The 15,910-nt window shown below is 54.5% G+C and carries 13 protein-coding genes; 8 read left to right on the top strand and 5 right to left on the bottom strand.

Going from position 1 to position 15,910, the window contains the following annotated elements; genetic code table 11:
* Window positions 1–77 precede the first annotated feature (77 nt).
* From icd to ACFSW5_RS01325, 6 genes are all read left to right on the top strand, one after another.
* The gene (icd, locus tag ACFSW5_RS01350; protein ID WP_379268897.1) at window positions 78–1,373 is read left to right on the top strand and encodes an NADP-dependent isocitrate dehydrogenase; all 1,296 of its coding nucleotides are present in this window, start codon (window positions 78–80) and stop codon (window positions 1,371–1,373) included.
* A 483-nt stretch (window positions 1,374–1,856) separates the two neighbouring features.
* Window positions 1,857–2,798, top strand: coding sequence for a malate dehydrogenase (gene mdh / locus ACFSW5_RS01345; protein WP_379268895.1), 942 nt, complete (start codon window positions 1,857–1,859; stop codon window positions 2,796–2,798).
* Window positions 2,799–3,018: 220 nt separating this feature from the next.
* Window positions 3,019–5,202 carry a DNA helicase RecQ gene (gene recQ, locus ACFSW5_RS01340; protein ID WP_379268893.1) on the top strand — a complete coding sequence of 728 codons (2,184 nt, stop codon included), beginning with the start codon at window positions 3,019–3,021 and terminating at the stop codon, window positions 5,200–5,202.
* 166 nt (window positions 5,203–5,368) lie between these two features.
* Window positions 5,369–5,794 carry a hypothetical protein gene (locus ACFSW5_RS01335; RefSeq protein WP_379268891.1) on the top strand — a complete coding sequence of 142 codons (426 nt, stop codon included), beginning with the start codon at window positions 5,369–5,371 and terminating at the stop codon, window positions 5,792–5,794.
* Window positions 5,795–5,828: 34 nt separating this feature from the next.
* A complete protein-coding gene (locus tag ACFSW5_RS01330) occupies window positions 5,829–6,785 on the top strand; it encodes a sugar kinase (RefSeq protein ID WP_379268889.1) in 957 nt (318 codons plus the stop codon).
* A complete protein-coding gene (locus tag ACFSW5_RS01325; protein WP_379268886.1) occupies window positions 6,786–7,577 on the top strand; it encodes a DeoR/GlpR family DNA-binding transcription regulator in 792 nt (263 codons plus the stop codon).
* Window positions 7,578–7,770: 193 nt separating this feature from the next.
* Here the strand turns inward: ACFSW5_RS01325 and nagA are convergent, their stop codons facing one another.
* Both nagA and nagB read right to left on the bottom strand, forming a co-directional pair.
* Window positions 7,771–8,958, bottom strand: coding sequence for an N-acetylglucosamine-6-phosphate deacetylase (nagA, locus tag ACFSW5_RS01320; protein ID WP_379268884.1), 1,188 nt, complete (start codon window positions 8,956–8,958; stop codon window positions 7,771–7,773).
* Complete coding sequence (nagB, locus tag ACFSW5_RS01315) at window positions 8,955–9,683, bottom strand: glucosamine-6-phosphate deaminase (RefSeq protein WP_379268881.1); 729 nt, start codon at window positions 9,681–9,683, stop codon at window positions 8,955–8,957. The genes nagA and nagB overlap by 4 nt, the downstream gene beginning before the upstream one ends.
* Window positions 9,684–10,141: 458 nt before the next feature.
* On the opposite strand from nagB, the gene fni reads away from it, so the two are divergent.
* A complete protein-coding gene (fni, locus tag ACFSW5_RS01310; protein WP_379268879.1) occupies window positions 10,142–11,224 on the top strand; it encodes a type 2 isopentenyl-diphosphate Delta-isomerase in 1,083 nt (360 codons plus the stop codon).
* The gene (gene rbsK, locus ACFSW5_RS01305) at window positions 11,217–12,134 is read left to right on the top strand and encodes a ribokinase (protein ID WP_379268876.1); all 918 of its coding nucleotides are present in this window, start codon (window positions 11,217–11,219) and stop codon (window positions 12,132–12,134) included. The genes fni and rbsK overlap by 8 nt, the downstream gene beginning before the upstream one ends.
* A 199-nt stretch (window positions 12,135–12,333) precedes the next feature.
* On the opposite strand, the gene ACFSW5_RS01300 is transcribed toward rbsK, so the two are convergent.
* The 3 genes from ACFSW5_RS01300 to ACFSW5_RS01290 are packed head-to-tail and all read right to left on the bottom strand — an operon-like array spanning window position 12,334 to window position 15,861.
* The gene (locus ACFSW5_RS01300) at window positions 12,334–13,434 is read right to left on the bottom strand and encodes a Ger(x)C family spore germination protein (RefSeq protein WP_379268874.1); all 1,101 of its coding nucleotides are present in this window, start codon (window positions 13,432–13,434) and stop codon (window positions 12,334–12,336) included.
* Complete coding sequence (locus ACFSW5_RS01295; protein ID WP_379268872.1) at window positions 13,415–14,533, bottom strand: GerAB/ArcD/ProY family transporter; 1,119 nt, start codon at window positions 14,531–14,533, stop codon at window positions 13,415–13,417. Before ACFSW5_RS01295 ends, ACFSW5_RS01300 begins: the two co-directional genes overlap by 20 nt.
* Window positions 14,530–15,861, bottom strand: coding sequence for a spore germination protein (locus tag ACFSW5_RS01290; RefSeq protein WP_379268870.1), 1,332 nt, complete (start codon window positions 15,859–15,861; stop codon window positions 14,530–14,532). Before ACFSW5_RS01290 ends, ACFSW5_RS01295 begins: the two co-directional genes overlap by 4 nt.
* Between the last annotated feature and the right edge of the window lie 49 nt (window positions 15,862–15,910).

Here is a 15,910-nt window from a genome sequence, read left to right as displayed (position 1 = left end):
CTGCGGGGAGGCCGATACGCATGAACACGCAAAACATTAAGCGTCTAACGGCGCGATAGTTCAGGAGGATTTCATTCATGGTTCAATTCGAGAAATTCGCGCTTCCGACCGAAGGCGAGAAAATCACGATCGAGAACGGCAAGCTGAACGTTCCGAACAATCCGATTATTCCGTTTATCGAAGGCGACGGCACGGGCCGCGACATTTGGGCCGCATCCAAACGCGTCCTTGACGCGGCGGTTGAAAAAGCCTACAAAGGCGAAAAGAAAATCGCTTGGTACGAAGTGTTTGCCGGCGAAAAGTCGTTTAACCAATTCGGGGAGTGGCTCCCTGCCGATACGCTGACGGCCATCCGCGAATACATCGTGGCGATCAAAGGCCCGCTCACGACTCCGATCGGCGGCGGTATCCGCTCCTTGAACGTAGCGCTCCGCCAGGAGCTGGACCTGTACGTATGCTTGCGCCCGGTCCGTTATTTCAACGGCGTTCCTTCGCCGGTTAAACGTCCGGACCTCGTGGATATGGTCATTTTCCGCGAAAACACGGAGGACATCTACGCCGGCATCGAATATCAGGAAGGCAGCGACGCGGTTAAGAAAGTGATCAAGTTCCTGCAGGAGGAAATGGGCGTAAACAAAATCCGTTTCCCTGAAACGTCCGGCATCGGCATCAAGCCTGTATCGTCCGAAGGCTCGAAGCGTCTCGTCCGCTCGGCGATCGAATATGCCATCAAACATAAGCGTAAATCGGTAACGCTCGTACACAAAGGCAACATTATGAAATTTACGGAAGGCGCGTTCAAAAACTGGGGCTACGAAGTGGCCGAAACCGAGTTCCCGAACGAAACGTTCACTTGGGGCCAATACGACCGCATCAAGGAAGAGCAAGGCGTTGACGCGGCGAACGCGGCGCAGAAGGAAGCGGAAGCAGCCGGCAAAATCATCGTGAAGGACGCGATTGCGGACATCGCTCTGCAGCAAGTATTGACTCGTCCGACCGACTTCGACGTTATCGCGACGCTGAACCTGAACGGCGACTACCTGTCCGACGCTTTGGCTGCGCAAGTAGGCGGCATCGGCATCGCTCCGGGCGCTAACATCAACTACATTACGGGACACGCCATCTTCGAGGCGACCCACGGCACCGCTCCGAAATACGCGGACAAAGACGTCGTGAACCCGGGCTCCGTTATTTTGTCCGGCGTCATGATGCTTGAGCATCTGGGCTGGCAGGAAGCGGCGGACCTGATCTATAAAGGCATGGAAACGTCGATCAACAATAAGACGGTTACGTACGACTTCGCCCGTCTGATGGAAGGCGCAACGGAAGTCAAATGCTCCGAATTCGCCAACCAAGTAATCGCAAACATGTAATACAAAAGCTTGCGCCGCGCATTTTTGCGCGGCCGCTTTTACATATACCGTTAACGGTCCTGCAGTTCACATTTTTTCTGCTTTTAACCTACTGACTATCGTCTTGAAGCTGGGAGATGGCTCTGCGGGTCTTCCCGCATTGTTTTTGTACCGAAGGAACAAGGCTTTGTATCCCGGGAGGGATAACGTTTTCGTCCCGCAGGGACAATAAACGGAGAAGCGGGTCCCGAAGGGACTAAGCGGTTGGAGCACTCGGTTTCGGGGAACGCACTCTTGCGATCCGTCGTTAGTTCGTTTTGGGGTGGCCTTCAGGGGCGAAGCCCCTTGGGGTCCCCCTTACGACAAGGGGGATTTAGGGGGTTGGGATCCCCTCGATTTTGGGGGTTGGGAGCCTTTGGTTGGATCCCTTAGAGGTTTCGATATCTTTGGTAGAAGCCCTATATAGGGCCTGGGTGAAACTTGAATCAGGAGGGTGCTTACAAGATGGCTATTAAACGCAGAAAAATTACGGTGGTTGGCGCAGGCTTTACCGGCGCGACAACGGCTTTGATGCTTGCGCAAAAGGAACTCGGGGACATCGTCCTCGTCGACATTCCGCAGCTCGAGAACCCGACAAAAGGCAAGGCCCTCGATATGCTGGAATCGACGCCGGTTCAAGGCGTGGACTCCAATATTGTCGGTACTTCCAACTATGAGGACACGAAAGATTCCGACGTCGTGATCATTACCGCCGGCGTAGCCCGTAAGCCCGGGATGAGCCGAGACGACCTCGTGAACACGAACGCGGGAATCGTGAAGTCGGTCTGCGAGAGCGTAAAAGCGACAAGCCCGAACGCTTATGTCATCGTCCTGAGCAACCCGGTCGACGCCATGACCTATGTAGCCTACCAAACGCTTGGTTTTCCGAAAAATCGCGTGATCGGCCAATCCGGCGTTCTGGACACCGCCCGTTACTGCACGTTTATCGCGCAAGAGCTTAACGTATCCGTCGAAGACGTCCGCGGCTTCGTGCTTGGCGGACACGGCGACGACATGGTGCCTCTTGTCCGCTACTCGAACGTCGCGGGCATTCCGATCGAAAAGCTTATTCCTGCCGACCGGATCGAAGCGATCGTGCAGCGCGCCCGCGTCGGCGGCGGCGAAATCGTAAACCTGCTCGGCAACGGCAGCGCGTATTATGCGCCGGCGGCTTCCCTCGTTCAAATGACGGAAGCGGTGCTGAAAGACAAGAAGCGCATTATTCCGGTCATTGCTTTGCTGGAAGGGGAATACGGCTACGACAACTTGTTTATGGGCGTGCCGGCCGTTATCGGCGGGGACGGCATCGAGAAAGTGATCGAGCTTGATCTTACGCCGGAAGAGAAAGCGGCGCTCGACAAATCGGCTCAATCCGTGCGCAATGTCATTCAAGTGGTGAACGGTTAATTTTCGCACCAACGAATTTAATGATTTGGATAGGGAGGACCCCTGCGCTATTATAGTGTAGGGGTCTTCTTTCTGAAAGAGGACATGTCCCGATATAAGGATTTCCAAATTGGCTTTATTCACCGCTTTATATTTCCCGGCGAAACGGTTCGTCCTTGGACGAGGACAAAGCCGTTTCCGCTTGCGGACCGCAATGATTAAAAGGCAAGGAGAGTTCATTATGCTTCAACAAGCGAAGGACAAGCTTAAGCAGATATACGGTTACGACGCATTCCGAAAAGGGCAGGAAGAGATTATCGGCGGCATATTGGACGGGCGCGACACGCTTGCCGTTCTTCCGACCGGGGGCGGCAAATCGATCTGTTATCAGATTCCGGCGCTGCTGCTCCCGGGGACGTCGCTTGTCATATCCCCGTTAATTTCGTTGATGAAGGATCAGGTCGATTCGCTTAACCGTCTGGGCGTGCCTGCCGCTTATTTGAACAGCTCGCTTAGCGCGGCCGAATACCGGGACGTGATGAGAAACGCCGTCGCGGGCGAATATAAGCTGCTGTACGTCGCGCCGGAGCGTCTCGACGCCCCGATGTTCGCTTCGCTTGCAGAGCAGCTGGGAATACCGCTTATCGCCATTGACGAAGCGCATTGCGTATCGCAATGGGGTCACGATTTCCGCCCGAGCTACCGCCAGCTTGCCGGATGGATCAGCCGTATGGCGAACCGGCCGCTTGTCGCGGCGTTTACCGCAACGGCCACGCGGGAGGTTGCGGACGATATTATCCGCATGCTCGGTTTGCACGAACCGAACGTATTCGTCACCGGCTTCGCAAGGCCGAATCTGGCATTGTCCGTCGTGACGGGGGCCGACCGCAAAAGGTTTCTGCTTCGGTTCGCCGAGGAGAGGCGCGAGCAGTCGGGCATCGTCTATACGGCGACGCGCAAGGAAGCGGAGCATGTTCACGAGCTGCTGTCGGCCGCCGGCTTTGCCGCGGGCAAATATCATGGCGGCATGTCCGATACGGAGCGCGCCGACGCGCAAGAGAAGTTCCGGTTCGATGAAATCAGAATCATGGTCGCCACCAACGCTTTCGGCATGGGGATCGACAAGCCGAATGTCAGGTACGTGCTTCATTGGCAGATGCCCGGCGATATCGAATCGTATTATCAGGAGGCCGGCCGCGCGGGGCGTGACGGCGAGGAGAGCGAATGCGTGCTGCTGTTTGAGCCGCAAGACATTCAGGTGCAGCGGTTCCTGATCGAGCAGGGCGCCGGCGACGACAGCCGCAAGTCGGTACAGCTGTCCAAGCTGTATCAAATGGCGAACTACAGCCGCACGCAGCGTTGCCTGCAGCAGTTTATCGTCGATTATTTCGGGGAAAGCGGCGTCGAGTCCTGCGGCAAATGCAGCAGCTGCCTGGACAAAAGCGAGCTTGTAGAGCGAACGGCCGAAGCGCAGAAGGCATTGTCCTGCGTCGGCCGGATGAAAGGCCGGTTTGGCGTCACGATGGTCGCGAAAGTGCTTAAAGGGTCTCGCGACAAGCGGGTGTTGGAATTTGGCCTTGACCGGCTTTCCACCTACGGGCTTTTCTCGAATTGGCCGGAGAGGGAAATCGCGGATTGGCTGTATTGGCTTGCGGCGGAAGGGTACTTAAAGCTAAGCGAAGGCCAATATCCGACCGTGTCGCTGACGGCTGGCGCGCTTCCGGTACTGGAAGGGAAGGAGCGTGTCATGCAGCGGCTGCGGACTTCCGTCAAACGTCAAGCGGCGTCGGACGAAAGGCTCGCTTCCCCCGTTTTTGCGGCGCTTCGCGAGTGGCGCAAGCTGGCGGCGGCGAAGGAAGGCGTTCCGCCGTTTATGCTGTTTTTTGATTCGACGTTGAAGGAACTGGCCGATATTCAGCCGGCAACGATTGAGGAACTGCTTCAAGTGAAAGGGATCGGGTCCGCGAAAGCGGACAAATACGGCGAAGCCATTCTCCGGATCATCGCCGGGGCGGCTTCAGACACGGCAAAGGCGGCTTCGTCCGCAGCATCTTCGTCCGCAGCGTCTTCGCGGGGACCGAACGGCGGCGCGTCGGACGATCCGGAGCTTCCGAGCCATATGAATTCGCTGCATCTGTTCCGGAGCGGGATGTCGCCGAAGGAAATTGCCGAAGCGAGAGGCCTCGGGAAAGTAACCGTGGAAGGACATATTATCCGATGCGCGGAAGAAGGCGAGGAGCTGGACTGGGACCGCATCATTCCGCCCGGGCAGGAGCAGCTGATCGTGAACGCCGTCAGGGAGCTTGGCGCGGACAAACTGAAGCCCATTAAAGATGCACTGCCGGATGAAGTAGACTATTTTGCGATTCATGGCGTGCTTGTGAAGCATGGCTACAGAAGACGGCAGGATATCGGAGCTCAGTAGGCGGAGAGAAGGCCGACATTCTTATCCGCGCCTCGGCGCGTGCAGGGAAGCATTTGTCCTAAAGCCGCTCTTCTAGTATACTGTTTGGTAGAATATTGCTTGAGAAAGCGATTGCTTAAGTGACTAATTAAAAATTGAAGAGCGAATCATCGGGAGGAAAAAAGGAATGAATGAAGTTTTTTGGTTCTTGCATTTGCTTGGAGCTGTCGGTATGGGCTTCTATATCGTGCTCCCCATTATGATCGGCCGTGCATCCAAGTTGGCGGGAGCCGGACAGCAAGGCTTGGCGGAAGGTCTGGCCGTTGCCAACCGGATCGTCCAATATTGCCTCATTATTCAACTTCTGACCGGCGGCTATTTGATTTCGCAATCGGACTATTCCGTCTTTTGGATCGTGCTTGTGATCGTGTTGTTTCTTGCGATCGCCGCTTTCTCCGGCATTATTTCCAAGCCGCTGAAGCAAGTCGTTTCGTCCATTCAAGCGGGACAGAGCGCAACGGCTTTCATCGGCAAGGCGCGTTTGCTTAGTCTCATCGTTCTCGTTCTTTACATTATCGTGATCTATTTTATGGCTTTCCCGATATACGCCTAACGGCTTGATCATTCCAATTGCAGGAGGAGAGAGGATGCAGCAATCATCGCCAGATATTATTACGTTCGGGGAATCGATGGCCTTGTTTATGCCGGAGGAGCATCGCGCTCTGGAGCGGGCGGCAACGCTGGAGCAAAGCTTCGGCGGAGCGGAAAGCAACGTCGCGATCGGGGTTGCGCGGCTGGGCGTTTCTTCCGGCTGGTTCGGGACCTTGGGGGACGACCCGTTTGGCAAAATGATTCTAAAAGCGCTGCGGGCCGAAGGCGTTGACGTATCGCGGGCGCGCTTAAGCGGCGAGGCTCCTACCGGACTGATGTTCCGGGAGAAGGTGGCGGGCAGGGTGTCCGTACACTATTACCGCAAGCATTCCGCAGCGAGCCGCATGACCGAGGACCAGCTGGACGAGGCGTATATTCGCGGGGCGAAAATTTTGCATGTGACGGGAATTACCGCGGCGCTCAGCGAAAATTGCAGAAGGACCGTCCGCCGGGCGATCGGCATTGCGAAGGATGCGGGCGTCAAAGTATGCTTTGATCCGAATTTGCGCTTAAAGCTGTGGACGATCGAAGAGGCAAGGGAAGCGCTGCTGCCGCTTGCGGCGGAAGCGGATTATTTTTTGCCGGGTTGGGACGAGCTTAAGCTGCTGTACGATACCGACGATTACGACAAGGTGAAGGATGAACTGGCATCTCTCCGCGCGGTTACGGTCATTAAAGGACGAGGCGACAATACGGTCGTTCTCGACAATGGCGCGGAGACCGTCGTTCCGTTTTACCCGGCCGAGCAGGTTATCGATACGGTCGGAGCCGGCGACGGCTTTTGCGCCGGATTTTTGGCTGGCCTGGTGAAGGGGATGTCGCCGCATGAGGCGGTTCGTCTTGCCAGCGTAAACGGTTCGTTGGTCGTTCAAATGCGGGGCGATTGGGAAGCGCTGCCAGAATGGAGCGCGGTAGAGCAAAGACTTGGCAATAAAGCGTGGGTGGAACGGTAAATGAGCGGAGAATTGGCCGCCTCGAAAGGGCAGCGTCGCAGGGAAGGCATCCTGCAGCTGTTAAAGCAGCAGGGCCGCATTACGATTCAAGAAATCGTCGAGAAATTCGGCTGCTCTGAAGCGACAGCAAGAAGGGATTTAGAGCAAATGGAGGCGGCTTATCCGCTGATCCGCACGATTGGCGGGGCCATGTACGACGGATTAAACGCGGTGCGCGAGCTTCCGTTCTCCGAGAAGGAAGGCTTGTCCTATCTCGAAAAGGAAAGAATCGCCGCCGTTGCGGCAACCTTGATCGAAGAAGGGGATATTGTCGGCCTTTCGGGCGGTACAACGAATTATTTAATCGCCAAAATGCTGAAAACGAGAAGCGGCATCACGGTCGTAACGAATGCGGTCAATATCGCGATGGAGCTTGCGGGAAGCGGCGTTCAGGTTGTCGTAACCGGCGGCATTATGCGGCATAACAGCTTTGAACTGTGCGGACCGTTGGGAGAAGGAATGGTTGCCCATTTGAATATCGGCAAGATGTTTATCGGGGTGGACGGCGTTTCCGAAGCCAACGGCATAACGACTTATTCCGAGCAGGAGGCGCAAATCGCAAAGGCGCTTATTCAGCGTTCCCAGTACACTTACGCCGTGTTCGACGAAACGAAGGTAGGCAAGTCTTCTTTGTTTTCCATCGCCGATTTGTCCGAAATTCAAGCGTTCATAACCGATAAGCCGCTGCCGGAAGCTTTATCCGCGGCGGCTGCGGAGAACGGCATTCAAGTTTATGTCGCCGAACAGGCATAACGGCGTTCATTTCCCCGGAAATGAGAGAGCCTTAATTTGTGAAAAAAAAGAGTCGGCTTCGCCGCTTTGGCGAATGCCGACTCTTTTTTTAAAAACGCTAGGATGTATCGCTTTAACATTGCCGCTTGAGCAGCGGGATTGTGAAAACTTCCGCCATGGGCGACGAAGCAATATGAAGTATGAAGCATTAACGCTATGCCTCGAATACCCGGTTGCCGGCTACCCATGTGCCAACAACATCGAACTTTTCATCGGTCAGGACGAGATCGGCTCGTTTGCCTGCCGCTATGGAGCCGGTATCGCCGTATAGACCTAGGCGCTTAGCCGGATTGCCGCTTGCCAGCCGGCTTACCGAGACGATGCCGAGATTCGTGTTCGCCAGCATATAGCGGACCGCGCCGATCATCGTCAGACAGCTTCCGGCCAAATTGCCGCCGCCGTCCTTCAGTCTCGCGACGCCTCCGCTCATGACGACGGGAAGACCTCCAAGATCATAGTCGCCGTCGGGCATGCCGGCAGCCGATATGGCGTCGGTAATCAATATCAGCTTGTCGGCCGGCTTCGCCGAAGCGAGGAGCGATATCGCCGCCGGGTGGACATGATGCCCGTCCGCAATAACCTCCGCGTAGATCCGGTCGTCGGACAATACCGCGCCAAGCGTGCCGGGTTCCCGGTGGTGCAGGCCGCGCATGGCGTTATATGTATGGACGGCATGCGTGAGCCCGGCATTCGCCGCTCTCTCCATATCGGCATATAAAGCGTCGGTATGACCCGCGGCAGCAATAACGCCTTGCTTCGCCAGCCAAGATACGGCTTCGATCGCTCCGTTTTTTTCCGGCGCCAACGTCACCATCTTTACAAGGCCGGGGTAACGGCCGACCCATTCCTCAAGCCAGTCCAGACGCGGATCGGCAATAAACGCCGGATTCTGGGCGCCGGGCCACTTCTCGCTAATAAAAGGGCCTTCCAGATGAACGCCGTACAAAGCGGCGTAAGGCATCGGCCGAGCGCGGTATTCGGCTGCCGCTTCAAGCACCGCGTCGATCGCTTGCTTCGAAGCCGTAACCGTCGTCGCCAGCATGCCTGTCGTGCCGTTTGCCGCATGGAAGCGGGTTATGGCGTCGTAGCTGTCGCGGCCGGCATCCATAAAATCCGATCCGAAGCCGCCGTGCACATGAATGTCGATAAAGCCCGGAAGCAGCCAGCCGTTCCGTCCGTCCGTCTCGTTTAAGCGTTCTCCTTCTTCTGGAACGGCAAGCTCCCCTTCCGGCACAATCCGGTCGATGACGCCGTTGCGAACCTTTACGGCCCCTTTGACCGTCCGGTCTTCCAGCACGATATTGACATTACGGATGAGCCAATTGTTTTCTGCTTCGTTCATCGTTCCAACATCCTTCCCGCTTCGCGGTCCAGCAGCACAAGTACGCGGGGATGCGTCTGAAGCAAAGAAGCCGGCACTTTCGTCGTAATAGGACCGGTCAGCGCTTCGCGTACGATCGCCGCCTTGTCTGCGCCCCGTACCGCCAACATAATCGTATTTGCTTTCAAAATCGATCCAACGCCCATCGTAACGGCGTACTTCGGGACATCGTCGAGCGAATCGAAAAACCGCGCGTTCGCTTTTCGCGTTTCCGGCTTCAACTCCACCACATGGGTTTTTCCGGACAGCGTCTCGCCCGGCTCGTTGAATCCGATATGGCCGTTATGCCCGAGACCGAGCAGCTGAATGTCGATGGGACGCGATTCCAGCTTCGCTTCGTAGCCGGCGCATTCCTGCTCCAAATTTTCTGCGATGCCGTTCGGCAGGTTTGTTTGATTTTTCGGAATGTTAATTTTGGAAAACAGGTGCTTACTCATGTAATAAGCATAACTTTGTTCGTGGTTTGCAGGCAAGCCGACGTATTCGTCCAGATTAAAAGTCGTCACGCGTTCGAAGGAAAGTTGTCCGCCGCGGTATAATTCCGCCATTTTGTCGTAAATGCCGAGCGGCGTGGAGCCTGTAGCCAATCCTAAAACCGGATTGTTCTTGGATTTTATCGTCTCGGCCATAACGTTGGCCGCGTAAGCGTCAAGCTCTCCGGCCGTATCGAATCGGATAATCTGCATGCTGTTTCCTCCTTTATCCATCTTCTTGATTTCATTGTAAGGCAAAAAATGACTCGGAACAATAGATATTTGAGCATATCAATCAATATTATGATTTTGTTAATCATTATTGTGACGCCGATTGTATAATCCGTTGATCAGTCCGGTCCGCATTTACACTAAAATAGAATAATTGTATGATTAAAAGATAGGGTGAAGTTTTTAAAGCCTAGGCCAAAAACAATCATGTAAACGCGAACGCTCATCCTCGAAGGGCTTCAACAGCAGTTTTTCTCGGCCCGCAACCTATCCCGGCGATTATTCTATAGAAACCAAGCAACGCTTACGAAGCAGGCTTTTTATCCGCACCGTATCCAGTTGCGTATTCTAAAAAACCAAGCAACGCTTACGAAGCAGGCTTTTTTATCCCGCAACGAATCTCGTTGCGTATTCTAAAAAACCTTTTAGGAGGAACGTTCATGACGCAGAGGCCGGAAGCCTCGTTGGAAGGAGATTCCACTTCAAAACGGAAGGGCGAGCATATTCGGATTTGCTTGCAGGAGGATGTAAACGGAGCTGGCATCGAGACCGGCTTCGAGCGTTTCCGGTTTCGCCATAACGCCCTCCCGGAGTTGTCCTTCGACGACATCAACATAAGTACGACCTGGCTTGGCAAAGCGTTAAAAACGCCGCTCCTGGTCAGCTCCATGACGGGCGGAACAAGCGAGTCCGGCGACATCAACCGCCGTTTGGCCGAGGTCGCCGAGGCGCGCGGCTGGGCGATCGGGCTTGGTTCCATGCGCGCGGCTATCGAGAAAGAAGAACTGGCCGCTTCTTTTTACATAAGAAACGAAGCCCCGCATGTGCCGGTTATCGCCAATCTGGGGGCGGTTCAACTGAACTACGGCTTCGATTGGGGCGATTGCATCCGGGCGGTGGAAATGGCGGAAGCGGATGCGCTTGTGCTGCATTTAAACGGCATGCAGGAAGTGTTCCAGCCGGAAGGGAATACGGATTTTCGCGGTTTATTGCGCAAAATTAAGGATGTCTGCGATGCATTGAGCGTTCCCGTCGGCATAAAGGAAGTTGGCTGGGGGATAGACGGCGATACTGCGGAGAGGCTGGCGGAAGCGGGCATTGCCTTCATCGACGTAGCGGGCGCGGGAGGCACTTCTTGGAGCCAGGTCGAAAAATTCCGCACGACGCCGATGCGGCGCCAGGCGGCCGAAGCTTTTGCAGACTGGGGAATCTCGACGTCGGAAGCGTTGATCGATGTAAAACGAGCGGCTCCGGCAACGTCGGTTATCGCCAGCGGCGGGCTGAAAAGCGGCGTCGACGCGGCGAAAGCGATCGCGCTCGGTGCCGATTTGGCCGGGTTCGGCCGGATTTTGCTGCCGAATGCGGCAGAGAAGAGCAGGGCAAAGGCGGTGGAGACGCTTGCCGCACAATTCGAACGGATCGAATTCGAGCTTCGTACCGCTATGTTCGGAATCGGAGCCGGCACCATCGCGGAGCTTCGGCAAACGAATAGATTAGAGAACAGGAGATACGGTTATGCGTAACATTATCGTCGTTGGCAGCATTAACATGGACGTAGTCAGCAGCGTCGAGCAATTTCCGAAGCCGGGCGAAACGATACATGCCCGCGGAGCTGCTTTTCATCCAGGCGGCAAAGGAGCGAATCAGGCGGTTGCATCTTCGCTTGCGGGCGCTTCAACCGTCATGGTCGGGGCCGTCGGCAGCGATGCGTTCGGCGAGCCCCTTCTGCAATCGCTGAAGCAATACGGGGTAGGAACGGACGAGATTTCCGTCGTGCAGGGAATATCGGGAATGGCCTTTATTACGGTTTCGGCGAACGGCGAAAATCAAATCGTGCTTTGCGAAGGAGCGAACGCCCTCGTCGATTGGACATTGGTCGGCAGAAGCGCCGAAAGCTGGAGCAAAGACACTGTCATTTTGCTGCAAAACGAAATTCCTTGGGCTACGAATCAAGCCGTCTTGAACCACGCATCCAAAACGGGGGCCCGCGTTTTTTATAATCCCGCGCCGGCAGCTCCCGTTCCCGACGAATCGCTGCCCTTCGTTCACACGATTATATTGAACGAAACCGAGACGGAGACGATTACCGGAATCCGTCCGGACGATGATTCCGGTCTTGAGGAGGCTGCAAGCGGTTTGCTTCAAAAGGGAGTGGAAGCGGCGATTATAACGCTGGGAGCGGAAGGCTGCTTTTATGCCGACCGGTCCGGGCGCAGGCACCGGATCCCGGCATTTCGCGTCAGCCCGGTCGATACGACGGCTGCAGGCGATACGTTTATCGGCGCGTATGCCGCCGCAAGCTTGAACGGTATCGAGCCGGCCGAGGCGCTCCGGTTCGCATCGGCGGCATCGGCGATCGGCGTAACCCGAGCCGGCGCACAGACCTCGGTCCCGACGCGCTCGGAGATCGAAGCGTTCCTGCAAAGTCATTGACGTCGGGGGACTGGGCTCTGAAGAGCCGGCCATGCCGGATGATGTTGACTGAGCAAAAGGGATAAGAACGACAAGGGAGTAACAAGCAGGTTCTGTAGATTGGCTCTTAACGGTTATGCTTCCGGCGTGTCCCAGACAGAAACGCTCCTTGTACGATGGGATGCAATTAACGTCCCGGGTGCAAGGAGCGTTTTTACATTTACTCAATTAAACCGGTGCCCTCGATTTTAATATCGCATTTGATCTCGAATTTCAATTTCGGATATATTTTTTTCCATTCCTCGAACGCCTGGTTGCCCGGATGGTTGGCGCGGTAATTTAAACCGAAGCCGATCGGGTCGACGCCCGCCTTTTGCAGCTTTACGAGAAGGCGTCGGACTTGCTCCGCATATTGTTCGGATATTTGCTTCTCAATGCTTCCCCATTCTTGATCAAACATGCCTCGAGGGGCTTCATCGATCAATGCGCGCGCTCTGATATTCATCTCGAGTACGGGTATCTCGTTGGAATTTTTGAATTTATATCTCGTCTGAATATAATTAACGGCCAATACAACGGATTTGGACTCGATTTTTGCCGTGATCGAGGAATTCGAAAATCGTTCCGCGACCTGCAAATAGGTTTGCGTCTCTTCCGGCGAGAGCATCATCGCCATGCTGCTTTTATTGAAAACCGCCGCCTGGTTGATGATATAACCTTGTTTCTCGCCTTTGATGACCGGCAGAATCGGGTCCAACCCTTTCTCGTAAGCCCTTCTGGAAAACTCCGAAACGGATTTGACGACAATGTAGGAGGAATCCGTTCCGTCCGCGCCAAAGCTAAAAAACAGCGCATTGCCCGGATATCGCTCCGATACCGGCTCGATGTGCAGAATCTTCTCCGTATCGGGAATACCGACGGCAACGTCCGCCACGTTTTGAATGTCTCTTCTCCGCATCATCCATTCCAGCACCTCTTTATATCCGTTTGCCGCCAGCTTCTCGCCCAATAAAAATATTTTGCAATGGCCGAAATCCAGCTCCTTGTCGACATGCGATTTAAGGAGGCGCATCGCCTCGGCCACCGTCGGCGCATCGATCGTTTCGATCTCCGCTTTGGATTTGCCCGGTTCGACTTGAGGCGAAGGAATGGCCAGGCGTATCGTGACCCGGTACGGCTTGTCTTCGTCGCCGGAAGCGTCAATGCCGGTTGCCACGATAAAAAAACGTTTGTCGATATCTTTGAAACCGCAGCCTTGCGCAAACAGAAGAAGCAGCAGCGGAACAAGCAGTATACGCCGTTTACGATGACCTGGCCGCATGCTTTTCCCTTCCTTTCCTGCTGATGACAAATATCCAAAGGACCAGAACGATTTCCAATACGAACCGGAATTTGACCCATTGGAGCGTCAGGATAAAAGTATCCCGTTCGTCGGTTAAAATCATAAAGACGATCGTAATGGCCAGAAACACGCCGCAAATCACATAGTTGGCAACCGGGGTTTCGGGCGAGTCGACTTGCGGTTTCTTTTTCCAGAAGGCGCTCTTGAAAAACTCCATGCTCTGATGCCAGACGGACATGGAGTGAATGAGCGAAAGATTAAGAAATACGAACAAAAACAGGAACAACACCCGCTCGATGAAGCCGTAAGACATAACCATCGAATCGGCCGTAACCGTCCATACGTACATATACGCGGCAACAGTCTCGGTGCCGTGAAAGGCGATCGGGACAAAAAACGAAACGAGCAAAAACGCAAATCCGATCATCGGGATAAGCCAAATGTAAAAACGATAACGAAAGTTCGGCGGAAACAACCGGTTGAAGATGCACATATGCATATATCCTATGAACGTATAGGAAGCTGCGGCTATTGCGGCATAATTCGGCGCAACCGTCACGTAGTTCGCGACCGTGCGCACGGCGTCCCAGTTGAAGGTATCGCTCGTCAAAGCTTTCGCCATGATGAATATGGCGATCGGGGCGTTAAGGATTAACCCCAGTTCCATCAGTAAAGCGACGGTTAGCAACGAGCGGGACGCGGCGTACGTACAAACAAGAGCGAGCAGAATCAGAATGGCGATCGGAGTCGCGTCCGGGTTCAAAAACCGGTTTAATACGTAGGCATAATCGACAAGCGGAAGCAAGGCCGCGCAAAACCAGTGCAATCCGAATATAAAAGAGAAAAACCGGGATACCGGTTTGTTATGTACCGTTTCCAAAATTTCGGGCAAGCCTTTGCCGGGAAAACGCTGAATCGCATTCAGAAACAGAAAGGCCAAAAGAGAGCCCGCGGCTCCTCCCACAAGAAGGGAGGAAACCGCCCCGGTATACCTTTGATGGATGAGAAACTTCGGTATGTAAAAAAGAATGTTCATCATGCTGGCCAACATCACGCTGTAATAAAAGTACCTGTTCATTTGCTGTTCACCTGCCCGATATCGCCCTGTTGTTTCTGCAAATCACCGAATATGCGCAAGTACGGCTTGCCGAAGCTGCGCAAGTTGCACATATAAACGAGAATGGCAAAGAAGCCGACCGTAACTCCCGAAATGCCGAAAAAGACGGCCAGCGGAATTAGCGTGTATTTCAAAAAACGGACCGAGGTCATAAGCGGATTGATTGGGACGACAAAGTTGGAGATGGCGACCACGGACGTCACGATAATCATAATGCTGCTGACAAGGCCGGCCTGTTGGGCCGCTTGGCCGAGAATCAAGCCGCCTACCGTCGTTGCCGTCGATCCGATATAGCGGGGCAGCCTCGTGCTGGCCTCGACCAGCGCTTCGATCATAAATAACATAAGCATCACTTCGATAAACGAAGGGTAAGGCACAGCGGCCCGGCTCCCGTTAACCGAAAAAGCAAGCTGCACCCGGACCAGCTCCGGATTGTAGGAAGCGAGGGCGATATAAATCGCGGGAAGCACAACCGTCAGAATGACGGCGATATACCGCAAAATAAGCAGCGTCCGCGTCATCCAGAAGCTTTCGTAGTCGTCTTCTACCGCATGCATGAAATCAAAGAAAGTAGCCGGCAAAATCAAGCCGAAACGGCTTCCTTTGATGAGCAAAGTTATTTTCCCCTGCGCCAGCGCTCTTGTAATACGGTCCGGCCGTTCGGTCACCAGCACCGTAGGAAACAAATGCTTCCGGCCACCGACAAGCTCGCGGGCGATTTCGCCTGCCGCCTGGATCATTTCGGTTTCGATCTCGGTCAGTTTTTTCCTGACATTTCTCAGCACGACCGGATCGACCCGTTTCTGGTCGTAAGCAAGCACGACCGGCGTCTTGGACAAATAGCCGAGCGTATGCTCTTCCGAGGCGAACTCGGGACTCGGGTACATCGTCCGAAGCAGATTGAGCGATTTCTCGACGTCTTCGTTCAAGGCGAGCTGGGGTCCCTGGATGGCGTTCTCTACGGTCGTAACCGGGCTTAAATCGCTAATGATCCGCGCGGCGTAAAACGAATAGATCTCTCCGTCGGCTTCGATCAGGACGAACCCGCTAAGGAGCAGTTCGGTCCAGGTTGCCGGATCGTGAACCTTGATATATTGCGGAATGGTATGCAGTTCCTTGCGGAACGATACGATTTCCTTCGCGAATGGAACGAAAATAAACTCATTGACCAGCTTTTCGTCGCATAACGGAGCGATATAAGCGACTTCGATGCTCAGCTCGCTGTTCGTTTGCGTCGTCATTTTTATATCGATGGAAGCTGCGAGCAGCTGTTTCAAGCGTTCGAGCATAAAGGGAACCTTCCTTTAATCGGTTTTTGAACCTGTCCCGCCCGGATCG

This window comes from Paenibacillus thailandensis (genome assembly GCF_042685365.1).
In the GTDB taxonomy this organism is placed as follows: Bacteria; Bacillota; Bacilli; order Paenibacillales; family Paenibacillaceae; genus Paenibacillus_AP; species Paenibacillus_AP thailandensis.
Note: the sequence above shows the minus strand (reverse complement) of the source record. Positions and strands in the feature narration are given on the sequence as shown.